The organism is Scleromatobacter humisilvae (genome assembly GCF_023231945.1).
Classification (GTDB): Bacteria; Pseudomonadota; Gammaproteobacteria; order Burkholderiales; family Burkholderiaceae_C; genus Scleromatobacter; species Scleromatobacter humisilvae.
In genome coordinates, this window is the sequence record NZ_JAJLJH010000017.1 from 1 (window position 1) to 23775 (window position 23775).

Below are 23775 nucleotides of genomic sequence, written 5' to 3' on the forward strand. Positions count from 1 at the left end.
GCCGATCTTGGCCTTCGATGAATCTTGGCATATCGATCTCCTGCTTCGATATGCCGGGGAACTCTACGCCGTCACCTCTATTCCCGGACCGGGGTTTTCACACAGCCTCCATCGTAGGCCGACGCCACGACCGACGACGCGCTAGGGTCCGGTGTAAACGAGCGGCAATACTTGCGACAGACGCGGATAGTGTCCCTGATAAAGCCGCTCGGCCTCAGGGTCGCGCTCAACCTCGCTGTGCGCGGCAATGAGTTTGTGCTGGTGAAAGTTCTGTTTGCGAGGGGCTAGTACGTTGGCGTAACCTACGGTTGCTTGGTGAAACCACCAGTCACCCGGATAGGACACCTGCCCAGTCTTCACTACGAAGCCGGTATTCCACAGGGGTGCAACACCGGTCCGCCCTGCAATGGCATAAACCATCTTGTAGTACCCGGGCTCAAGCGTCGCAACTTGAGTGGCCCCGGCAGGCATGGTGTAGACAATAGCCTGTTTGGATCCATCAGAATAGTAGTGCACAAGCTTGATCTGCAGATCAGCCTCTGTATCCCCGGCATCGTCCCAATGCGGCCGAAGGAGCACGTAACCGGAGTGCGGATCGATCGAGGCCTGGTCATCGAAATTCGTGACGCCCGTGGCACATCCGACAAGAAGCATCGATAGGGTAAGCGCAAATGCCAACTTCCTCCAAATAAGACGCACCGAACCCTGTCTCACCTCATCCCCCCGCGCACTCCGTGCATTTATTCTCCAGATATTGTGCCCGAAGCACAGCGTGCCCGAGACTGCAGAGGCAACATGAACCTACAGTGGCCCCCGGCCGTTAGAAGAGGCCGAGTTCAACAAGCGTCCCTTCGCGAGAGCGGTCCGACGCGAGGGGCAGCTAGTGGCCGCGTGCTGCCCAAAGCGGCCAGGTCAATCGTAACGCTGCCGACCCGTTAGAGTCGTTCAGCCAGCCCGCTCAGCTGGTCGCTTCGACGCAGCATTAGCAAGGTGGCATCTCGGCAAGGGCAGTACCTTACGTCGTCGATCGCGCGTGCGCCCTCGGCCCGGGTGATGCCCACTTGAGCCACAATTCGACCGAACTTCTCCGATGCGGCCAAGCCGCGTCATGTCATGCAACATCCACGCCAAGTACTGAATCGTCTCCTAATCCTGGCGACCGGCCTCCTCGTTGCGGCCTGTGCTCAGGTGTATCGAAGCCCGGAAGCAATCGGTGCGGCGTCTGCATCACTCGGAGTGGTGGAACTCAAGGACGACTGGGATGGTCGGGTATTGGTGACTCAGGTGGACGGAAACGCGCGAAGCGACCGTGCGCCGAAGCGCTACGAACTGACGCCCGGCCCGCATCAATTCGGAATCAGGTACGACGTCGGACAGACGGTCCTCGCGATGACCCTGTCATTCACCGCAGTGGCCGGCGCGACGTATGAGATCGTGCCTGGAGCGGACGCGCCGCAGGCGCGAAGCATCGAAGTTCGCCTGCATCTTCGCGACGCTTCCTCTGGGACGGAGGTTCCGGCGAAAGTTGGGTACGGAAGCTTTTCCGCAAAATAAGCGCCTTGCGTCACCTGAGTCGAGGCTGCCCGGAGCATCGATAGCGCTCGGCAAACTCGGGAGTGAGCGCTGATAGCGCCTCGGGCGCCGGCTACACACATCGAACCCACAGTTCTCTGATTCCGATTGCTCAGCCCAGCGCGAACAAAGTACCTGACGGCGGGCGTTCGTGGAAGACAGCTTGTGGTCGACAGCGGTGAAGCCTACCAGCCCATCGCATGCACCGGCACAAGGGCCGATGCCGCCGCGAGCAATTGGGCGACGAGAATGGTTGCACCCTGGCGGGGGTAGGCCCTCAACCAGCGGAACACAAAGAATCCGATGATGGGTAATTGGCCGAGAACGAGCAGTTGCCACAGGTGGGCCAACGCACCTTCGTCGGGCACCGGTTGTGTACCGTGCATCGCGATCTGAACTCCGACCAGCACCAGTGCTCCGATCGACATGATCACCGGGCTCCAGGCGCTGAGCTTCTTTCCAATCTCGACTTCCATGACTTCGCTCCTGCTGAGTGACATCACGCCCTCTTGGCTTGAGGTTTCGAGGCGCGGCAACGCGACTGAACTATTTCCCACCATTGTCATGGACGTCTGTGTGGTGAGCGTGAAGTCTGACTGGACAGCGCACCACAAACCCGCCGTTCGCGACGGGCAGCTCTTGTCCGAGCACGGACGCGGCGCGTGTCAGCCCTCGTCACATCCCTTTGGCATCGCTGGATAGACGTGCAGCTTGAGGCTTCGAGCGATGCAGCCGGCAGGAAAAGAGATCGTCTGAAGGGTTCGGCAAGGCGGAGGGCTATCCGGAAGAATGCGTCCGTGGCTATAAATGCAGTGCGAAGGCGATTCGCCGTCCGGCGGTGGCGGCCACACCTCGACGACGGCCCGCTGCTCGATCCGCACGAGGGAGACAATATCCCACGCTCCATGTTCGCCCCGAGCCCAAGCGGTCTGGCAGCCCAGGTAGCCCATGCCGATGTCCTTTGTTCGCGGGTAGACGAACACAATTTGACGGGGGGCATCGATCTCCCCCGCGTTGCGCGGCGGTGCGGTCAAGCGGCAGTTCGCACCTTGCGGCCGTTCCGGCGCAGCTGCGCAAGCCGTGGATATCAATCCGACCGTGACGAAAGCCAGTGCGACGCAGCGCCTCGATTGCTCTTTCACAAGGCGCTTCGTCAGGGACGGTGCTTGATCCGGAGACACGAGCGACCGAGCCGGCGGCTTGGCGGCGAACTCCAGCGCGGAATATGCCATGGGATGCCAGCCTACCTCAAAGCGGTCGTCAGCGATCGTCTTCTTCTGCCCGGCGCGCGACCTCAATGCCAAGGTCATTCGGTGACCCGCTCACGCCGTTTTGACGGCGCCCCCTGGCTTACAGCATGCCGAGCCGGCCCAGCAGCGCTTTGAACCTTGCCCAGGGCGACCCAGGCTTCGTGACGTTGGTAATTCCCCGCTCGACCGAGATCTCCGCCTGACCCGAGGACTGATCGACTGCGTGCGCCGGGGCTCGTCGGCGGAGGTGCTGAACCGTCACGACGATTCCATCGAACTGAGGACACAGGTTGAACTCGAAGTAATGACCTGAAAGAGTCAGTGCACCTGTGCCGGGAATGGCGCGATTCTCGGTGGGCAGGCCGGCCGCGCGCTTCATCGCGTCAATCAAACGGTTCATCGTGGACACCTCCACTGGGTGCCAGAAAGACGAGTTCGAGCTTCGGAAACTAGCCTGCGGGGGCGGGCCGTTCACGATGTCAAGGCACAAAGGTGCCGTCGGACAAGCTGCGAACATGCGAAGAAGCAGTGCGAGGAGGTCGGAGTCATCCATTGATCAAGCTGCGAGCGATCTTGCGTAGGGGATGTTTGAGCCAGGCAGGCGATCGCATGGACATCGGTGAACGTCAGTTTGTGGCCGACTTGCGTCAGTGGCTGGGCCCCGACTCTGCCCTCGGAAAGAGGTGCCGGGACTTGATTTCGTCGTAGCACCCGGAGCACACCTCGGTGTGATTGCAGAAGGCCAGGAAGCGCGCCGTCTTGTCTTCTTCTTGTGAGTAGACATGTTCGCAAGCGAAGCACCAGCCTTGCAGATTCAAAGGATCGGAGCTGTTCTCCACGAATCCCAGCGGGCACCCACGCTGAAGGACGTGACCGCAAACAGCGGCAGCTATGGAGCGGCCGTGTCGGTCGCAATCAATCTCGAGGTTTGAATCCATGGGCAACGATCATGGTGTGATCCTGCAGCCAGCTTGCCCGGTAGCAGTTGCGCGCGATTGTCTCCTGGTGGCCGACGGCTGCTTGTGAGGGCGATCCCTCTGCGTCAGTGCTTCACGATGAAGAGATCCTTGCTGCGATGAACGTCCTGGACATTGACTTCGTCGTAGCCACCGATGTAGGGCTTCACAAGACGCGGGACGCTATATTGCACCAGCGGAATCAGGGGATAGTCCTCCATGACAAGCCGCGCCGCTTCTGTCATCAAGGCTTGGCGTTTGGACGGGTCCGTGGTCAGTTCGCCTTGGTGTACGAGGTCGTCCGCATGCCGGTTGCAATACTTGCTGTCGTTCGCCTCCGACCCGCAGCGCACCAGCGTGTACATGCCGGTCGGGTCAGGCGTGAACGGGATCCACCCGTCCCGTGCGATCTGGTACTGCGCATCCTGGCGCCTGCGCACCAGGACCTTGAACTCGAGGCTGTCCATTTCCGTCTCCAATCCCAACTTCGTCTTCCACTCCGACGCCGTGAACAAGCCCACCTTCCTGTGGTATTCGCTGGCGTTGTACGTGAACTTCAGATGCGTGCCCGGCTGGACGCCGGCCTCGAGGAGCAGCTTGCGCGCCTCCGTGACGCGTCGAGCCATCGGCCACCCCGCCCAGTCGTACCTGACGACGTCAGCGCCGACGACGCCCTTGACCATCAACCCGTACGCTGGCACTTGACCGTCGGCGGTGACCTTCGTCGCCAGGATGTCGCGATCGATCACCATGGACAGTGCCTTGCGCACGCGAACGTCCTTGAGCAGCGGGTCGTTGTTGTTCAAGGCGTAATAACGCAATCCGAACACGATGCTGTTGTGAATCTCCTTTGGGTACTGCGCCTTCAGCGCCTGAAAGCTCCCGGGCGGCAGCGTCTGCGTCATGTCGTTCTCGCCCGTCTGGTACATCTTCAGGTCGGCCGTGGCGTCCTCCACAGGGAGGTAGGTGACCCGCGTGAGAACGACGTTGGGAGCGTCCCAGTAGCGCGGATTCTTGACGAGAACAACCTTGCTGTTGACCTGCCAGTCGCGCAACAGATACGGCCCGTTGCTGACCATGTTGCCGGGCTTCGTCCAGTCCTTGCCCAGCTTCTCGATCGTTGCGCGCGGCAATGGCGCAAACTGCGGCACCGCCAGCAGTTGCGGGAGGTACGGCGTCGGCACGGCCGTCGTCACCTCCAGGGTGGCGCTGTCGACGGCGCGCACGCCCAGCGCGGTCGGCGGCTTCTTGCCGGCTACGATCTCGGCGCCATTCGATACGACCACTCCGATGGACGAGGCCAGGAAGGCAGCCATCCTGGGGTCGAGAAAACGGCGCCAGCTGTAGACGAAATCGCCCGCGGTGACCGGCGTGCCGTCGCTCCACATTGCGTTCGGCCGCAACTTGAACACCCATGTGAGGGCATCCACGCGCCGCCAGGACTCGGCCATGCCAGGCACCACCTGGTCGTGGCCGTCCAACGCAGTCAGGCTCTCGAACACGTCGCTCAGGATCGCAATCGATCCGTCCGTCTGGGAGATCGATGGATCCAGGGAATCGGGCTCGAACCCTGTGTTTCGCACCATTTCCTGACGCGTGTCCAGAACCGTCCCTGGCGGAATAACGGCGCACCAGGCCGCCGATACGCATCCGGCGAGGACAAGGGCAACGACCAGGTCGAGGCGGGGCTGGCATCTGCGAGCGATCATTGGCGTTCTTCTGCTTTCGTCATCGAGAACTCCGGCTCTGGATGGCATGCAGCCTACCCGAAATCGCGCGCTTGTTTCGGGGGGCAATTCGGCAAACCCAGGCTCGGTGACCTTCCCGATGGCTGCCGTCGACGAACGCCAGTTGTTGGCCGATCGCGCGCGATCGACCAGCAAACGGTCACCCGGCCGGCTATGGTTGCGGTTCCATCCCGATTTGCTTGTACACGGCGGCAATTTCGGGGTCTGACCTGTTCGCGCGATCGAGTTCGATACGCGCGCCCTGCGCATCGCCGAGGCGGCTCAATGCCACGCCCTTGCCGTAGCGCGCCCAGCCGCTGTCGGGATCGACCTTCAGCGCTTCTTCGTAGAACTGCAGTGCCGTCCGGTAGTCCCGCTTGCGACAGTATTCGAGTGCGATGTTCGCGTAGGCCGCGGCGAACGACGGCGCCAGTCGAACAACTTCCTTGTAGTCCGCGATGGCCAGGTCGTACTTTTTCAGGGCATCGAATGTGTTGCCTCTGACGTTGAGCACCAGGGCCCTCTCTGCAGCCGGGAGTCCCGGTCTGTTCAGCATGGCGGTGCAATTCCTGAGGTTGAGCTCGTCGTAGTCCTTGTCGTCGGGACTGCACTGGCCTGCATGCCGATCACGCCCGAGCGGGCTCTGTTGGGCGTGCGCCGGGAGCCCCGCCGATAGCAGCAGCAAGGCGACGGCACGCAGCAGCGGTGTCATGGCTTATTCCGCAAGGAAGGTGGGCATGGAAGCATAGCCGGAAGCTGTCGTTGGCGACCGGCAGGTCATGGCCGACTTTCGTCACGCCTGCGGCCGATGCGGGTGCCGGTCGGCGTCGCTCTCGTGGAAGACCTGCGAGAGCACCTGGCGCGGCTCGATGTCCTCGAGGCTCGGTGCGCGGATCATGCGCAGCTTGGCGGGATTGTGCTGGAGCAACGGGCGCGGGCCGAGGATCACCCAGGTGGGCGTTCCGACGGCCGCGGCGATGTTGGCGGCGCCGGTGTCGTTGCCGATGCAGATGTCGACGAGCGTCATCGCGGCGACCGTGTCGGCGACGCTCCGATCGGTCATCGGGAGCACGCGCGAGCGCAGCGGCGGCGGCAGCGCGCCGAGGATCTCGTCGGCCATCGCGCGTTCCGCCGGACCGCCGACCAGCAGGACGCCATGGCCGCGGCCTGCCAGCAGTTCGGCCAGCGCCGCGAAGCGGGCCGTGCCCCACTGCTTGAACGACTCCGAGCTGCCGATCGCCAGCGCGCATCGCGGACCCGCCACGGTGGCCAATGCCGCGCGCATGCGATCGAGGGCGTCGTGGCGCACGTTGAGGCGCGGCACCAGGGGACCGTCGCACCAGCCGTGCGTGTTGCACAGCGCCGTCGCGTGCCAGTACGCGGCGACGCCGGGCCCGTCGTAGCGGTCGAACCGGCTCGCGCGCGAAAGAAGCCATCGCTGCGTCGGCGCGCCGAAGCCGATGCGATGCGGCACGCCGGCCCACCAGCTCGCGAACGAGGCGGGCAGCGGACGCGGGGTGAAGATGACGACGCGTTCGTGGGCGCGATCGGCGAACTGTTGCGCCAGTTCCAGCAAGCCTCGCAGCCCGCTGTGGCGGCCGGTTCGTCGCTCGAGGTGGCGCGGCCGGCGGTCGAAGTCCACCACGTCGTGCACCCACGGCTCGTGGCCGACGAGGTCTCGCGCATGCGTCGACGGCGGCACGAACAGCGTGACGCGACTGCCCTCGCTCTGGGCGGCGATCTTCTGGAAATAGGGCGCGTGCCACACGAGGTCGCCGATGCCCACGTCGCGCATCAGCACGGCCGTGCGCGGCGGTCGGCCATCGTCGGGTTGCCGGCGGCGCCGGAGGATGTTCATCGGGCCGGCTGCGAGGGCGCGCGAATCGAGTGTCGAAGGTCTGTCGGGGCTGAGGAATCGCATCCTTCGAAGATAACCACCGACGGCGCGCCTTGCCTTCACATGGCGGACACATTCAGCGAGCCATCAGCGTCCTGCAAGCGACCGAAGGCTTGCTGGCTGCGGGCGAGCGACCCGACGCCCCGGCGAACCACGAGAGTGTGACGGCCGGAAACATCCCGGCGGGAATCGCAACGAACGCGCGCGGCCCGCGTCGTCGACCGGGCCAGCGGCATGCCGGCGGCCCGGGTTGCGAAGCGAGTCGACGGCGTCGTGCTCGCGATGCTCAGCCGAGGTGCAACTGCCCGTTGGTCAGCAACTGGTGGATGATCTGCGAGTCGGTCTGCGTGCCGGCCGACGTCAGGTCCACGCCCTTCAGGATGATCGTCTCGTTCTCGTTCGCGCTCGTGTAGCCGCTCGCGAATCCGCCCGTCGTGCTGACGTGGATGATCGTGTCGCTGCCCGAATGGTCGAAGTGCAGGAAGCTGGCGATGTTGCCCGGATCCGTGCCGTTGTGGTTCTCGCCGCCCAGCAGGTCGCGCAGGTCCAGCACGTCCTTGTTGCCCGCGGCGGAGCTGAAGTCGTTGATCGTGTCGACGAGCGGGGTGCCGGCCGTGCCATGGTCGGCCAGTTCCCAGCGGAACGTGTCGTTGCCGCCGCCGCCCGTGAGCGTGTTGTTGCCGGCGCCGCCCTCGATGAGGTCGTTGCCGTTGCCGCCCGTGATCGTGTCGTTGCCCGCGCCGCCGATCAGGCGGTCGTCGGCGTTGTTGCCGACGAGGGTGTCGTTGCCGGTGCCCGCGACGATGTAGGCCGCCGTGGTGCCGGTGGCCGTCAGCGTCTGGGTGCCGGTCGTTCCGGCGATCAGCGAGGTGCCGTTGACCACGCTCAGGTAGGTCGAGGTGTCTTCCGACTGCCCGGTCGATGCGTTCGTGTTGATCGCGTCGAACTCGAGGTTGGCCGAGCCCGTGCCCACGTTGGTGAGCTGCAGCGAGCCCAGGGTCCAGCCCGTCACGTCGATCACCTGCGAGTTGCCTGTGCTGGTGACGGTGTGGCCGCTGCCGTCGCTGATCGTCATGCCGTTCTCGAGGCCGATGACGTGCAGGGCGGTGGCGTGCGTGTCGGTGACGGCCAGCTTGATCGCGTCGCCGTCGTTGGCCACGGCCGTGTTCTCGAAGCCGTTCTGGACGAGGTAGATCGCCTTGGTCTGGTCCGCGGTCAGCGCGTGGCTGTAGATCGCGGCGTCGTCGAGCGAGCCCTTGTAGTAGACGTCGCCGGTTGTGCCGTCCGAGTTGGTGGTCGTGCCGCCGCTGGTCGTCGACTGCCAGGCGTTGGTGTAGCCGAAGCCCGCCAGGTAGTTCGCCGGGATGCCGCCGGGGATCTGCGACTGCGCCGCCAGCGTGGCGCTGTTGCTCAGCACGCCGTCGATGTAGACCGACACCGCGCTGGTGCCGTCCGAGTTGACGGTGCGGGTGATCGTGAGCTCGTGCCAGGCGCCGTCGTTGACGGCCTGCGTCGAGTAGACGCCGGTCGGGTCGTTGCCCAGGCCCAGGCCGATCTGGCCCCTGTTGTTGATCGTGCCCCACTGGATGTCGTTCGCATCGCCCTGGTGCTCGGAGCCGATGATGGACGGGCTCGACCAGCCGATGGTGGAGCCGACCTGCGTGGTGTTGAACCACACCGACAGCGAGCCGGTGCTGGTCAGCGGCGCGGTGTCCGCCAGCGGCACGCTGACGATGCCGCCCTTGCCGTCGAAGTTCACCGCCGTGCCGGCGGTGCCGTTGTGGCCCGTGACCCACGTCGGCGCCGTGCCGCCCGCGGCCGGCGTCAGGTCGGTGAGCGTGCCGGTGTAGTTGTTGTAGGTGTCCTTCGTCGACGTGCCGGTGCCTTCGTTGAACTGCCAGCGTCCCAGCGATTGCGCGGTGACGGTCGGATCGTCGGTGCCCGCGGTCACGCTGATCGTGACGTTGGCCGTCGACGTGCCGCCGTGTCCGTCGGAGATCGTGTAGGTGAGCGTCGCGTTGCCGGTGTAGTTGGTCGTCGGGTTGAACGAGATAACGCCGTTGGCGTCCTCCATCACGGTGCCCCCCGTGACGACCACCGATCCGCCCGCGGCGATCGCCGTGCCGTTGATCTGCGTGACGGTCAGCGTGTCGCCGTTGGCGTCGGTGTCGTTGGTCGTCAGCGCGTGGTTGGCCGCGCCCGCCGCGCCGTTGAGGACCAGCAGCGTGTTCTCGGCGGTGCTGTAGGTGTCGGCGTTCGCCACCGGCGGCTTCTCGGCTGCCACGGTCAGCGTGACGGTGGCCGTCGACGTGTGGCCCGAGCCGTCGGTGATCACATAGGTGAACGTGTCGGTCCCGGTGAAGCCCGCGGTGGGCGTGTAGACGAAGTTGCCCGACGTGGCGAAGTCCGACGCAGGCGTGAGCGTGCCGTGCGCCGGATTGGTCTTGACCGACCAGGCGTTGGTCTCGCCCGCGACCGGCGTGTCGTTGGTCTTGACGTTGAGCGTCGCCGAGGGCCCGTTGGCGGTGACCGTGAACGCGTCGGCGTTGGCCGTCGGGTTGATCGGATTGACCGTCAGCGTGACCGTGGCCGTGGACGTCGCGCCCGAATGATCGGTGACGACGTAGCTGAAGCTGTCGCTGCCCGAGTAGCCGGAGGTCGGCGTGTAGGTGTAGGTGCCGTCCGTGTTGACCACGACCGTGCCGTGCGTCGGATGCGTGGCACCGAGCGTGAACGTGTTCGCATCGCCCGCGATCACGGTGGCGTCGCCTGCCAGCGTGCCCGCGATCGCGGCGTTCTCGTTGCCCGTGCCGGTGTCGGCCTTGGCGGCGATGGCCAGCGGCGTGACGGTCAGCGTGACCGTGGCGGTCGACGTCGCCCCCGAGTGATCGGTGACGACGTAGCTGAACGAGTCGGTGCCCGTGTAGCCGGTGGTCGGCGTGTAGGTGTAGCTGCCGTCCGCGTTGACGACGACGCTGCCGTGTGTCGGATGGATCGTGCCGAGGGTGAACGTGTTGGCGTCGCCTGCGACGACGCTGGCGTCGCTCGCGACGCTGCTCGTGATCGCGCTGTTCTCGACGACGGACTTGGCGTCCGCGACAGCGGTGATCGGCGCCGGCGTGACGGTCAGCGTGACGGTGGCCGTCGACGTCGCCCCCGAGTGGTCGGTGACGATGTAGCTGAAGCTGTCGGTTCCGGTATAGCCGGTGGTCGGCGTGTACGTGTAGCTGCCGTCCGCGTTGACGACGACGCTGCCATGCGTGGGATGCGTCGCGCCGAGCGAGAAGGTGTTGGCGTCGCCGGCGACGGTGGTCGCGTCGCTCGCGACCGAGCCGTTGATCGTCGTGTTCTCGACGCCCGACTTGGCATCCGCGGTCGCCGTGATGGCGGCCGGCGTGACGGTCAGCGTGACGGTCGCGGTAGACGTGGCACCTGAATGGTCGGTGACGATGTAGCTGAAGCTGTCGGTGCCGGAGTAGCCGGTCGCCGGCGTGTACGTGTAGCTGCCGTTGGCGTTGACGACGACGGTGCCGTGCGCCGGGTGCGTGGCACCGAGCGTGAACGTGTTCGCGTCGCCGGCAATGGTCGTGGCATCGCTGGCCACGGTGCCGCTGATGGCGCTGTTCTCGGGGCCCGAGGCGGCGTCGTTCTTCGCGGTGATCGCCAGCGGTGTCACCGTGAGCGTCACGGTGGCCGTCGACGTGGCACCCGAGTGGTCGGTCACGACGTAGCTGAAGCTGTCCGTGCCGGAGTAACCCGTCGTCGGCGTGTAGGTATACGTGCCGTCCGCATTGACCACGACAGTGCCGTGCGTCGGATGGGTCGATCCGAGCGTGAAGGTGTTGGCGTCGCCCGCCACGATCGCTGCATCGCTCGCGACCGAGCCGCTGATCGCGCCGTTCTCGGGGCCGGACGCGGCGTCGTTCTTCGCAGTGATCGCCAGCGGCGTCACCGTGAGCGTCACGGTGGCCGTCGACGTGGCACCCGAGTGGTCCGTCACGACATAGCTGAACGTGTCGGTGCCGGTGTAGCCCGTGGTCGGCGTGTACGTGTAGCTGCCGTCCGCGTTGACCACGACGCTGCCGTGCGTCGGATGGGTGGCGCCCAGCGTGAACGTGTTGGCGTCGCCCGCGATCGTCGTCGCGTCGCTCGCCACGCTGCTCGTGATCGCGCCGTTCTCGACAACCGACTTGGCATCCGCAGTGGCGGTGATGGTCGCCGGCGTGACGGTCAGCGTGACTGTCGAAGTCGACGTTGCGCCGGAGTGATCGGTGACGATGTAGCTGAACGTGTCTGTGCCGGTGTAGCCGATCGACGGGGTGTAGGTGTAGCTGCCGTCCGCGTTGACCACGACGCTGCCGTGCGTCGGATGGGTAGCGCCGAGCGTGAACGTGTTGGCGTCGCCCGCCACCGTCGTGGCATCAGTAGCGACCGAGCCGCTGATCGTGGTGTTCTCGACGCCGGACTTGCTGTCAGCGGTCGCCGTGATGGCTGCCGGCGTGACGGTGAGCGTGACTGTCGCCGTCGACGTCGCACCGGAGTGGTCGGTGACGATATAGCTGAAGCTGTCGGTGCCGGTGTAGCCGGTGGTCGGCGTATACGTGTAGCTGCCGTCGGCGTTAACAACGACAGTGCCATGCGTCGGGTGCGTTGCACCGAGCGTGAAGGTGTTGGCGTCGCCTGCGATGGCGCTGGCATCGCTCGCGACGCTGCTCGTGATCGCGCTGTTCTCGACAACCGATTTGGCATCCGCAGTGGCGGTGATGGCCGCCGGCGTGACGGTCAGCGTGACCGTCGCAGTCGACGTTGCGCCGGAGTGATCGGTGACGATGTAGCTGAAGCTGTCGGTGCCGGTGTAGCCGGTGGCCGGCGTGTATGTGTAGCTGCCGTCGGCGTTGACTACGACAGAGCCATGCGCGGGGTGCGTGCCACCGAGTGTGAACGTGTTGGCGTCGCCTGCGACGACGCTGGCATCGCTCGCCACGCTGCTGGTGATCGCGCTGTTCTCGACAACCGACTTGGCATCCGCAGTGGCAGTGATGGCCGCCGGCGTCACCGTCAGCGTGACCGTCGCGGTCGACGTCGCCCCCGAGTGGTCGGTGACGACATAGCTGAAGCTGTCGGTGCCGGTGTAGCCGGTGGTCGGCGTGTACGTGTAACTGCCGTCGGCATTGACGACGACCGAGCCGTGCGTCGGATGGGTCGCGCCCAGCGTGAACGTGTTCGCGTCGCCCGCGATGGTGGTCGCGTCGCTAGCGAGCGATGCGCTGATCGTGCTGTTTTCGACAACCGATTTGCTGTCAGCGGCGGCGGTGATGGCCGCCGGCGTGACGGTCAGCGTGACGGTGGCCGTCGATGTCGCGCCCGATTGATCGGTGACGACATAGCTGAAGCTGTCGGTGCCGGTGTAGCCGGTTGTCGGCGTGTACGTGTAGCTGCCGTCGGCATTGACGACGACCGAGCCGTGCGTGGGATGCGTCGCGCCCAGCGTGAACGTGTTTGCGTCGCCCGCGACGGTGGTCGCGTCGCTAGCGAGCGATGCGCTGATCGTGCTGTTTTCGACAACCGATTTGCTGTCAGCGGCGGCGGTGATGGCCGCCGGCGTGACGGTCAGTGTGACGGTCGCCGTCGACGTCGCACCCGAGTGGTCGGTGACGACGTAGCTGAAGGTGTCGGTCCCGGTGTAGCCCGTGGCCGGCGTGTACGTGTAGCTGCCGTCGGCGTTGACGACGACCGAGCCGTGCGTCGGATGGGTTGCACCGAGCGTGAACGTGTTCGCGTCGCCCGCGACGCTGGTCGCGTCGCTGGCGAGCGATGCGCTGATCGTGCTGTTTTCGACAACCGATTTGCTGTCAGCGGCGGCGGTGATGGCCGCCGGCGTGACGGTGAGCGTGACTGTCGCCGTCGACGTGGCGCCGGAGTGATCGGTGACGACGTAGCTGAACGTGTCTGTGCCGGTGTAGCCGGTCGACGGGGTGTAGGTGTAGCTGCCGTCCGCGTTGACCACGACGCTGCCGTGCGTCGGATGCGTCGCGCCGAGCGTGAACGTGTTGGCGTCGCCCGCAACCGTGCTGGCATCGCTCGCGACGCTGCCCGTGATCGCAGTGTTTTCGACACCCGATTTGCTGTCCGCGGTCGCCGTGATGGCCGCAGGCGTGACGGTGAGCGTGACCGTGGCCGTCGAGGTTGCGCCCGAGTGGTCGGTGACGACATAGGTGAAGCTGTCTGTGCCGGTGTAGCCGGTCGACGGCGTGTAGGTGTAGCTGCCGTCCGCGTTGACCACGACGCTGCCGTGCGTCGGGTGCGTCGCACCGAGCGTAAAGGTGTTGGCGTCGCCTGCGACGACGCTGGCATCGCTCGCCACGCTGCTGGTGATCGCGCTGTTCTCGACAACCGACTTGGCATCCGCAGTGGCAGTGATGGCCGCCGGCGTCACCGTCAGCGTGACCGTCGCGGTCGACGTTGCGCCGGAGTGATCGGTGACGATGTAGCTGAACGTGTCTGTGCCGGTGTAGCCGGTCGACGGCGTGTAGGTGTAGCTGCCGTCCGCGTTGACCACGACGCTGCCGTGCGTCGGATGGGTGGCGCCCAGCGTGAACGTGTTGGCGTCGCCCGCGACGATGCTGGCATCGCTCGCGACGCTGCCTGTGATCGCAGTGTTTTCGACACCCGATTTGCTGTCTGCGGTCGCCGTGATGGCCGCAGGCGTGACGTTGAGCGTGACCGTTGCCGTGGACGTCGCACCCGAGTGGTCGGTGACGATATAGCTGAAGCTGTCGGTGCCGGTGTAGCCAGTGGTCGGCGTATACGTGTAGCTGCCGTCGGCATTGACGACGACCGAACCATGTGCCGGGTGCGTTCCGCCGAGCGTGAACGTGTTGGCGTCGCCTGCGACGACGCTGGCATCGCTCGCCACGCTGCTGGTGATCGCGCTGTTCTCGACAACCGACTTGGCATCCGCAGTGGCAGTGATGGCCGCCGGCGTTACCGTCAGCGTGACCGTCGCGGTCGACGTCGCGCCCGAGTGATCGGTGACGATGTAGCTGAAGCTGTCGGTGCCGGTGTAGCCGGTGGTCGGCGTATACGTGTAGCTGCCGTCGGCGTTGACAACGACAGTGCCATGTGTCGGGTGCGTCGCACCGAGCGTGAAGGTGTTGGCGTCGCCTGCGATGACGCTGGCATCGCTCGCGACGCTGCCCGTGATCGCAGTGTTTTCGACACCCGATTTGCTGTCCGCGGTCGCCGTGATGGCCGCAGGCGTGACGGTGAGCGTGACCGTGGCCGTCGAGGTCGCCCCCGAGTGGTCGGTGACGATGTAGCTGAAGCTGTCGGTGCCGGTGTAGCCGGTGGTCGGCGTATACGTGTAGCTGCCGTCGGCGTTGACAACGACAGTGCCATGCGTCGGGTGCGTTGCACCGAGCGTGAAGGTGTTGGCGTCGCCTGCGATGACGCTGGCATCGCTCGCGACGCTGCTCGTGATCGCGCTGTTCTCGACAACCGATTTGGCATCCGCAGTGGCGGTGATGGCCGCCGGCGTGACGGTCAACGTGACCGTGGCCGTCGAGGTCGCGCCCGAGTGGTCGGTGACGACATAGCTGAAGCTGTCCGTGCCGATGTAGCCGGTCGACGGCGTGTACGTGTAGCTGCCGTCCGTGTTGACGACGACCGAGCCATGCGCCGGATGCGTTCCGCCCAGGGTGAACGTGTTGGCGTCGCCCGCAACCGTGCTGGCGTCGCTGGCCACGCTGCCCGTGATCGCGCCGTTCTCGACGACGGACTTCGCCTCCCCAGTGGCAGTGATCGGCAGCGGATTGACGGTCAGCGTCAGGGTCGCGCCCGCGACCTGGCCGGACGCATTGGTGGCGACATAGGTGAAGCTGTCGGTGCCCGAGTAGCCCGTCGTCGGCGTGTACGTGTAGCTGCCGTCGGCATTGACGACGACCGTGCCGTGCGCGGGATGTGTCGCGCCGAGGCTGAACGTGCTCGGGTCGCCCGGGATCTGCGTGACGTCGCTGGAGAGGCTGCCGCTGATGGGGCTGTTCTCGTTGCCCGACTTCGCGTCCGGCGAAGCCGAGTAGCCCAGCGGGTTGACCGTCAGCGAGACGGTGGCGGTCGAGGTCTGGCCGGAATGGTCGGTGACGACGTACGAGAAGCTGTCGGTGCCCGAGTAGCCGGTCGTCGGCGTGTAGGTGTAGCTGCCGTCCGCGTTGACCACGACGCTGCCGTGCGCCGGATGCGTGCCGCCCAGCGTGAACGTGTTTGCGTCGCCCGCGATGGCGGTGGCGTCGCCGGCGAGCGAGCCGGCGATGGTGCCGTTCTCCTGGCCGGAGGCGCTGTCGTTCTTGGCCGTGATGGGCAGCGGCGTGACCGTCAGCGTGACCGTGGCCGTGGAGGTCGCACCCGAGTGGTCGGTGACGATGTAGCTGAAGCTGTCCGTGCCGGTGTAGCCGTTCGACGGCGTGTACGTGTAGCTGCCGTCCGCGTTGACGACGACCGAACCGTGTGTCGGATGGGTCGACCCGAGCGTGAAGGTGTTGGCGTCGCCGGCTACCGTGCTGGCGTCAGCAGCGAGCGAGCCGCCGATCGCGCTGTTCTCGGCGCCCGACTTGCTGTCCGCGGTCGCGGTGATCGCCAGCGGCGTGACGGTCAACGTGACCGTCGCGGTCGAGGTCGCGCCCGAGTGGTCGGTGACGATGTAGCTGAAGCTGTCGGTGCCCGAGTAGCCGGTCGTCGGCGTGTACGTGTAGCTGCCGTCGGCGTTGACGACGACGCTGCCGTGCGCCGGATGCGTGGCACCGAGCGCGAACGTGTTCGCGTCGCCCGCGACGATCGTCGCATCGCTGGAGACCGAGCCGCTGATGGCGCTGTTCTCCGCGCCGGAGGCCACGTCGTTCTTGGCCGTGATGGCCTGGGGCGTCACCGTCAACGTGACGGTCGCGGTGGAGTTCGAGCCGGAATGATCGGTGACGACGTAGCTGAACGTGTCGGTGCCGGTGTAGCCTGCGGTCGGCGTGTACGAGTAGGTGCCGTCGGTGTTGACGACGACGGTGCCGTGCGCAGGGTGCGTGGCGCCCAGCGCGAACGTGTTCGCGTCGCCGGCAACAGTGCTGGCATCGCTCGCCAGCGAGCCCGTGATCGGGGCGTTCTCGGTGCCGGACGCCGTGTCGTTCTTGGCCGTGACGGCCAGCGGCGTGACGGTCAGCGTGACGGTCGCGGTCGACGTGGCGCCCGAGTGATCGGTGACGACATAGCTGAAGCTGTCCGTGCCGGAGTAGCCCGTGGTCGGCGTGTAGGTGTAGCTGCCGTCCGCGTTGACGACGACGGAGCCGTGCGCCGGATGCGTCGCGCCCAGCGTGAACGTGTTGGCGTCGCCAGCGATGATGGTCGCGTCGCTGGAGACACTGCCGCTGATCGGGCTGTTCTCGGGTCCGGAGGCCACGTCGTTCTTGGCCGTGATGGCCAGCGGCGAGACCGTCAGCGTGACCGTGGCGGTCGACGTCGCCCCCGAGTGGTCGGTGACGATGTAGCTGAAGCTGTCGGTGCCGGAGTAGCCAACCGTCGGCGTGTACGTGTACGTGCCGTCCGCATTCACGACGACGCTGCCGTGCGCCGGGTGCGTGCTGCCGAGCGTGAACGTGTTCGCGTCGCCAGCGACCGTGCTGGCATCGCTGGCCACGCTGCCGCTGATCGCGCTGTTCTCCGGGCCGGCGGCCGTGTCGCTCGTCGCGGTGATGGCCAGCGGCGTGACCGTCAAGGTGACGGTGGCCGTCGATGTCGCGCCGGAATGGTCGGTGACGATGTACGAGAACGAGTCGCTGCCGGAATAGCCCGTGGCCGGTGTGTAGGTGTAGGTGCCGTCCGCGTTGACCACCACGCTGCCGTGCGTCGGATGGGTCGCGCCCAGCGCGAACGTGTTCGCATCGCCCGCGATGGTGGTCGCGTCGCTGGCAACCGAGCCGCTGATCGTGCTGTTCTCGACGCCGGACTTGCTGTCAGCGGTCGCCGTGATGGCCGCCGGCGTGACGGTCAGCGTGACTGTCGCCGTCGACGTGGCGCCAGAGTGATCGGTGACGATGTAGCTGAAGCTGTCGGTGCCGGTGTAGCCAGTCGACGGCGTATAGGTGTAGCTGCCGTCCGCATTGACCACGACGCTGCCGTGCGTCGGATGGGTCGTGCCCAGCGCGAACGTGTTCGCATCGCCCGCGATGGTGGTCGCGTCGCTGGCAACCGAGCCGCTGATCGTCGTGTTCTCGACGCCGGACTTGCTGTCAGCGGTCGCCGCGATGGCCGCCGGCGTGACGGTCAGCGTGACTGTCGCCGTCGACGTGGCGCCAGAGTGATCGGTGACGATGTAGCTGAAGCTGTCGGTGCCCGAGTAGCCGGTGATCGGCGTGTACGTGTAGCTGCCGTCGACGTTGACCACCACGCTGCCGTGCGTCGGATGGGTCGTGCCCAGCGTGAAGGTGTTGGCGTCGCCCGCGATGGTGGTCGCGTCGGTGGCGACGGAGCCGCTGATCGTGGTGTTCTCGACGCCCGACTTGGCATCCGCGGTAGCGGCGATCGGCAGCGGATTGACGGTCAGCGTCACGGTCGCGCCCGCGACCTGGCCGGACGCATTGGTGGCGACATAGGTGAAGCTGTCGGTGCCCGAGTAGCCCGTCGTCGGCGTGTACGTGTAGCTGCCGTAGGCGTTGACGACGACGGTGCCGTGTGTCGGATGCGTCGTGCCGAGGCTGAACGTGCTCGGGTCGCCCGGGATCTGCGTGACGTCGCTGGCGAGGCTGCCGCTGATGGGGCTGTTCTCGTTGCCCGACTTCGCGTCCGGCGAAGCCGAGTAGCCCAGCGGGTTGACCGTCAGCGAGACGGTGGCGGTCGAGGTCTGGCCGGAATGGTCGGTGACGACGTACGAGAAGCTGTCGGTGCCCGAGTAGCCGGTCGTCGGCGTGTAGGTGTAGCTGCCGTCCGCGTTGACCACGACGCTGCCGTGCGCCGGATGCGCGCCGCCCAGCGTGAACGTGTTCGCGTCGCCCGCGATGGCGGTGGCGTCACCGGCGAGCGAGCCGGTGATGGTGCCGTTTTCGTTGCCGCTGTTGGTGTCCGGCTTCGCGGTGATCGGCAACGCGACGACGCTCAGCGACACCGTGGCCGTCGACGTCGCGCCCGAGGCATCGGTGACGACGTACGAGAAGCTGTCGGTGCCGACATAGCCGTTGGTGGGCGTGTAGGTGTAGCTGCCGTCCGCGTTGACGACCACGCTGCCATGGGCCGGATGCGTGCCGCCGAGCGCGAACGTGTTCGCGTCGCCAGGCACGACGCTGGCGTCGCTGGCGACGCTGCCCGTGATGGGCGCGTTCTCGTTGCCGCTCTTGCTGTCCGGGCCGGCGCTGATGGCCAGCGGCGCGACGGTCAGCGTGACGGTGGCGGTCGACGTCGCGCCCGAATGATCGGTGACGACGTAGGAGAAGCTGTCGGTGCCGGAATAGCCGGTCGTCGGCGTGTACGTGTAGCTGCCGTCGGCATTGACGACGACGCTGCCGTGCGACGGATGCGTCGCGCCCAGCGAGAACGTGTTCGCATCGCCCGTGACCGTGCTGGCATCGCCCGCGACGGTGCCCGTGATCGGACTGTTCTCGACACCGGACTTCGCATCCGCAGTGGCCGTGATCGGCAGCGGCGCAACCGTCAGCGTGACCGTGGCGGTCGAGGTCGCGCCCGAGGCATCGGTCACGACGTAGCTGAAGCTGTCGGTGCCCGAATAGCCGGTGGTCGGGGTGTACTTGTAGCTGCCGTCGGCATTGACCACGACCGTGCCGTGCGACGGGTGGGTCGCGCCCAGGCTGAACGTGTTCGGATCGCCGGCGACGTTGGTCGCGTCGCTCGCGAGGGTGCCGCTGATCGGCCTGTTCTCGATACCCGTCTTCGCGTCCGCGGTGGCGGTGATCGGCAGCGGCGTCACGGTCAGCGTGACCGTTGCGGTCGAGGTCGCGCCGGAGGCGTCGGTGACGACGTACGAGAAACTGTCGGTGCCGGAGTAGCCGGTCGTCGGCGTGTAGGTGTAGCTGCCGTCAGCATTGACGACGACAGTGCCGTGCGCCGGATGCGTCGCGCCCAGCGAGAACGTGTTCGCATCGCCCGGGATCGCGGTCGCGTCGGCGGCGACCGTGCCGGTGATCGCGCCGTTCTCGGCGCTGGAGCCGGTGTCGTCCTTGGCGGCGATCGGCAGGGGCGTGACGGTCAGCGTGACCGTTGCGGTGGACGTCGCGCCCGAAGCGTCGGTCACGACGTAGCTGAAGCTGTCGGTGCCCGAGTAGCCGGTCGTCGGCGTGTACGTGTAGCTGCCGTCGGCGTTGACGACGACGCTGCCGTGCGACGGATGCGTCGTACCCAGCGAGAACGTGTTCGCATCGCCCGCGACATTGCTCGCGTCACCTGCGACGGTGCCGCTGATCGGGCTGTTCTCGACACCGGACTTCGCGTCCGCAGTGGCCGTGACCGGCAGCGCATTGACGGTCAGCGTGACCGTTGCCGTCGACGTCGCGCCCGAAGCGTCGGTCACGACGTAGCTGAAGCTGTCGGTGCCCGAGTAGCCGGTCGTCGGCGTGTACGCGTAGCTGCCATCGGCGTTGACGACGACGCTGCCGTGCGACGGATGCGTCACGCCGAGCGAGAACGTGTTCGCATCGCCCGCAACCGTGCTGGCATCGCCCGCGACGGTGCCACTGATCGGGCTGTTCTCGACACCGGACTTCGCATCCGCATTGGCCGTGACCGCAAGCGGCAGCACCGTCAGCGTGACGGTGGACGTCGAGGTCTGCCCCGACGCGTCGGTGGCGACGTAGGTGAAGTGGTCGGTGCCGGAGTAGCCGGCCGCCGGCGTGTACGTGTAGCTGCCATCGGCATTGACGACCACCGTGCCATGCGCCGGGCCCGTGCCCAGCTTGAAGGTGTTGGGATCGCCCGCCACCTGCGTGACGTCGCCGGCCACGGTGCCGCTGATCGGGCTGTTCTCGACACCGGACTTCGCGTCCGCAGTGGCCGTGACCGGCAGCGCATTGACGGTCAGCGAGACCGTTGCGGTGGACGTCGCGCCCGAAGCGTCGGTCACGACGTAGCTGAAGCTGTCGGTGCCCGAGTAGCCGGTGGTCGGCGTGTAGGTGTAGCTGCCGTCAGCATTGACGACGACAGTGCCATGCGCCGGATGCGTCGCGCCCAGCGAGAACGTGTTCGCATCGCCCGCGACATTGCTCGCGTCACCTGCGACGGTGCCGCTGATCGGGCTGTTCTCGACACCGGACTTCGCATCCGCATTGGCCGTGACCGCAAGCGGCAGCACCGTCAGCGTGACGGTGGACGTCGAGGTCTGCCCCGACGCGTCGGTGGCGACGTAGGTGAAGTGGTCGGTGCCGGAGTAGCCGGCCGCCGGCGTGTACGTGTAGCTGCCATCGGCATTGACGACCACCGTGCCATGCGCCGGGCCCGTGCCCAGCTTGAAGGTGCTGGGATCGCCCGCCACCTGCGTGACGTCGCCGGCCACGGTGCCGCTGATCGGGCTGTTCTCGTTGCCGCTGTTGCTGTCCGGCGCGGCCGTGAAGGCCAGCGGGGTCACGCTCAGCGTCACCGTGGCGGTGGACGTCTGGCCGGAGTGGTCGGTGACGACGTAGGTGAAGCTGTCCGGGCCGCTGTAGCCGACCGCGGGGGCGTACGTGTACGTGCCGTCGGCGTTGACCGTGACCGTGCCGTGGGCCGGGCCCGTGCCGAGCTTGAAGGTGTTCGGATCGCCGGCGACCACCGTCGCGTCGCCGCCGAGGTTGCCGCTGACCGTGTCGTTCTCGTTGAGCGTGGCGTGGTCGGGCGAGGCCGTGATCGGCGTCGGATTGACCGTCAGCGTGATCGTGGCGGTGGAGCTCGCACCTGACGCATCGGTGACGACGTACGAGAACGCGTCGGTGCCGGAATAGCCCGCCGCGGGCGTGTAGGTGTAGCTGCCGTCGGCGTTGACGACCACGCTGCCGTGCGCCGGATGCGTCGCGCCCAGGCTGAACGTGTTCGGGTCGCCCGCGACTGCGTTGGCGTCGGCCGCGACGCTGCCGCTGATCGCGCTGTTCTCGCTGCCGGCGTTGGTGTCGGCCTTCGCGCTGACCGACAGCGGCGTGACGGTCAGCGTGACGGTCGCGGTGGACGTGGCGCCCGACGCGTCGGTGACGACGTACGAGAACGTGTCGGTGCCCGAGTAGCCCGTCGTCGGCGTGTACGTGTAGCTGCCGTCGGCGTTGACGACCACCGTGCCGTGCGCCGGATGCGTGTCGCCGAGGCCGAACGTGTTGGCATCGCCGGGGACGCTGCTCGCGTCGCCGGCGACGCTGCCGCTGACCGAGCCGTTCTCGGCGACGCTGCCGCTGCCGGCCGAGGCCGTGACCTGCGCCGGGGCGACGCTGAGCGTGACGGTGGCGGTGGACGCCTGGCCCGAGCCATCGGTGACGGCGTACGTGAAGCTGTCCGTGCCGGCGAAGCCGGGCGCCGGCGTGTACGTGTAGGTGCCGTCGGTGTTGACCACGACCGTGCCGTGGCTGGGCGCGCCGCTGAGCGTCCAGGTGTTGGCCTCGCCGGCGACCGGCGTGTCGTTGGCCGCCAGGCTGCCGCTGACCGGCGCGTTTTCGAGCGCGGCGACGACGTCGGGCGCGGCCACGGGCGTGGCCGGCGTGACGGTCAGCGTGACGGTGGCGGTGGACGTCGAGCCCGCCGCGTCGGTGATCGTGTAGGTGAACGAATCCGTGCCGTGGAAGCCGGCGGCCGGCGTGTACGTGTAGGTGCCGTCCGCGTGCACGACGACGCTGCCGTGGGCGGCGCCGGTGGCCAGCGACCAGACGCTGCTGCCGTCCGGCGAGGCGGTGTCGTTGGCCGCGAGGTTGCCCGAGGACGGCGAGTTCTCGCCGACGGTGACCGTGTCGGCCACGGCCGCCGGCACCGGCGCGATGTTCAGCGTGACGGTGGCGGTGGAGGTGGAGCCGTCGACGTCCGTGATCGTGTACGTGAACGAGTCCGGGCCGCTGTAGTGCGCGGCGGGCGCGTAGCTGAACGTGCCGTCGGCGTTGACGGTGACGCTGCCGTGCGCGGCGCCGCTGGCCAGCGACCAGGTGTTGCCGCCGTCGGCCGACGGTGTGTCGTTGCCGGCCAGGTTGCCGGCGATGGCGTGGTCCTCGGTGCCGGCGAACGTGTCGGCCACGGCCACCGGCTGGTGGTCGAGCGGGGCGGCGACGTTGACGGTGACGGTCGACGTGGAGGTCGCGCCGTTGCCGCTGGCGTCGGTGTAGGTGAAAGATACCGAGCCGCTGAAGCCGTGGTTGGGCGTGAACGTGAGGCTGCCGTCGGCGTTCATCGTGACGGTGCCCTGCGGCAGCGTCACCGGCGTCGCCGGGTTGATCGCGTGGCCGGCGACGGCCGTGATGGTCAGGCCGGACGTCGACGTGTCGTTGGCGCGCGGGTCGAACGAGACCGGCGTGTTGGCGGCGGTCGACTCGGTGTCGGGATTGGCGGTCGGCGCGGTCTGCAGCGGCGCGACGGCCTGCACCTGCGGCGCGGCCGGCGGGGCGGCGGGCGCGTTGAAGTCGAGCGACGCGGGCGTCACCGACTCCGAGTCGCGCCCGACGCGCAGGCCTTCCTCGAGGCTGCCGGCGGCGCCCCCGGAGTTCGGGCCGGCGGCCGGCACGACGTCGATGTCGCCGTTGCCGACCTGCGTGATGGTGCGCTCGACATCGTCGCTCGCGCCGGCGAGCAGCGTCGTCGGATGGGCCTCGAGCTGGACGATGCCGTCCTGCGCGGTGAGGACGACCTCGCCCTTCTTCACCACGTCGCCCACGTGCAGCGGCGTCACCGTGCCGTCGAGATGGCGGATGTGGGCGTCGCCCCAGACGCCCACGACCTTGCCCGTGATCTGGCGCACCGGCACGTAGCCGCGCTCGATCAGGTGCTGTTCCCCGGGATGGACGCCGGCCGCCTTCTGCAGCGCGCCGACGCCGGACTTGGCGTCATGGCCGGCGAGGGCATCCTGGGGGCGGGGGTTCAGCGGGGACGACGACGACATGCGTGGATACTCCGAGAGGGGCAGGTCACGGAAACCGGCTCGTCGTCGTTTCGGCCATTTCGCTGAAATGCTTAGCCCTCTTTTGAAGGGCGCCCGACGCGAGCCGCTTTCTGTAACAGTTCGGAGGAATTATCCCGGCAATGCCAGATTCTTATAAGGCGCGTTTCGGGTGATTTTCGTGACCGCGATCACGCATTGCAGTCGAGTTGGCGGGATAGCGAGAACTCCCCACAAGCGTGAAAAAGTGACTGTTGGCGTGCATCCAGAACGCCGGGATGCCGCGTGCCAAATA

At 66.9% G+C, this 23775-nt stretch carries 9 protein-coding genes; 1 reads left to right on the forward strand and 8 read right to left on the reverse strand.

The window, feature by feature from the left end; genetic code table 11:
• Positions 1-141 precede the first annotated feature (141 nt).
• The gene (locus LPC04_RS28245) at positions 142-678 is read right to left on the reverse strand and encodes a hypothetical protein (RefSeq protein WP_275685681.1); all 537 of its coding nucleotides are present in this window, start codon (positions 676-678) and stop codon (positions 142-144) included.
• Positions 679-1239: 561 nt separating this feature from the next.
• Between LPC04_RS28245 and LPC04_RS28250 the strand changes: the two genes are divergently transcribed.
• Positions 1240-1554: a hypothetical protein gene (locus tag LPC04_RS28250; RefSeq protein ID WP_275685682.1), complete on the forward strand. Its 315-nt coding sequence runs from the start codon at positions 1240-1242 to the stop codon at positions 1552-1554.
• A gap of 203 nt (positions 1555-1757) precedes the next feature.
• Here the strand turns inward: LPC04_RS28250 and LPC04_RS28255 are convergent, their stop codons facing one another.
• From LPC04_RS28255 to LPC04_RS28285, 7 genes are all read right to left on the reverse strand, one after another.
• The gene (locus LPC04_RS28255; protein ID WP_275685683.1) at positions 1758-2048 is read right to left on the reverse strand and encodes a hypothetical protein; all 291 of its coding nucleotides are present in this window, start codon (positions 2046-2048) and stop codon (positions 1758-1760) included.
• 189 nt (positions 2049-2237) lie between these two features.
• A complete protein-coding gene (locus LPC04_RS28260; RefSeq protein ID WP_275685684.1) occupies positions 2238-2882 on the reverse strand; it encodes a hypothetical protein in 645 nt (214 codons plus the stop codon).
• Positions 2883-2922: 40 nt separating this feature from the next.
• Positions 2923-3222 (reverse strand): hypothetical protein, encoded by a 300-nt coding sequence (locus tag LPC04_RS28265; RefSeq protein ID WP_275685685.1) that lies wholly within the window; start codon positions 3220-3222, stop codon positions 2923-2925.
• A 642-nt stretch (positions 3223-3864) separates the two neighbouring features.
• Positions 3865-5487, reverse strand: coding sequence for a peptide ABC transporter substrate-binding protein (locus LPC04_RS28270; RefSeq protein WP_275685686.1), 1623 nt, complete (start codon positions 5485-5487; stop codon positions 3865-3867).
• A gap of 190 nt (positions 5488-5677) precedes the next feature.
• Positions 5678-6217, reverse strand: a complete 540-nt coding sequence (locus LPC04_RS28275; protein ID WP_275685687.1) for a tetratricopeptide repeat protein — start codon at positions 6215-6217, stop codon at positions 5678-5680.
• An 81-nt stretch (positions 6218-6298) separates the two neighbouring features.
• Positions 6299-7363 (reverse strand): glycosyltransferase family 9 protein, encoded by a 1065-nt coding sequence (locus LPC04_RS28280; RefSeq protein ID WP_275685688.1) that lies wholly within the window; start codon positions 7361-7363, stop codon positions 6299-6301.
• A 325-nt stretch (positions 7364-7688) separates the two neighbouring features.
• Complete coding sequence (locus LPC04_RS28285; RefSeq protein ID WP_275685689.1) at positions 7689-23483, reverse strand: Ig-like domain-containing protein; 15795 nt, start codon at positions 23481-23483, stop codon at positions 7689-7691.
• Between the last annotated feature and the right edge of the window lie 292 nt (positions 23484-23775).

Bases quoted from the DNA above. Each gene is read 5' to 3' on its own strand.
- LPC04_RS28255 (WP_275685683.1), bottom strand. From the start codon at position 2,048: ATGGAAGTCGAGATTGGAAAGAAGCTCAGCGCCTGGAGCCCGGTGATC.
- LPC04_RS28260 (WP_275685684.1), bottom strand. From the start codon at position 2,882: ATGACCTTGGCATTGAGGTCGCGCGCCGGGCAGAAGAAGACGATCGCT.
- LPC04_RS28265 (WP_275685685.1), bottom strand. From the start codon at position 3,222: ATGAACCGTTTGATTGACGCGATGAAGCGCGCGGCCGGCCTGCCCACC.
- LPC04_RS28270 (WP_275685686.1), bottom strand. From the start codon at position 5,487: ATGATCGCTCGCAGATGCCAGCCCCGCCTCGACCTGGTCGTTGCCCTT.
- LPC04_RS28275 (WP_275685687.1), bottom strand. From the start codon at position 6,217: ATGACACCGCTGCTGCGTGCCGTCGCCTTGCTGCTGCTATCGGCGGGG.
- LPC04_RS28280 (WP_275685688.1), bottom strand. From the start codon at position 7,363: ATGAACATCCTCCGGCGCCGCCGGCAACCCGACGATGGCCGACCGCCG.
- LPC04_RS28285 (WP_275685689.1), bottom strand. From the start codon at position 23,483: ATGTCGTCGTCGTCCCCGCTGAACCCCCGCCCCCAGGATGCCCTCGCC.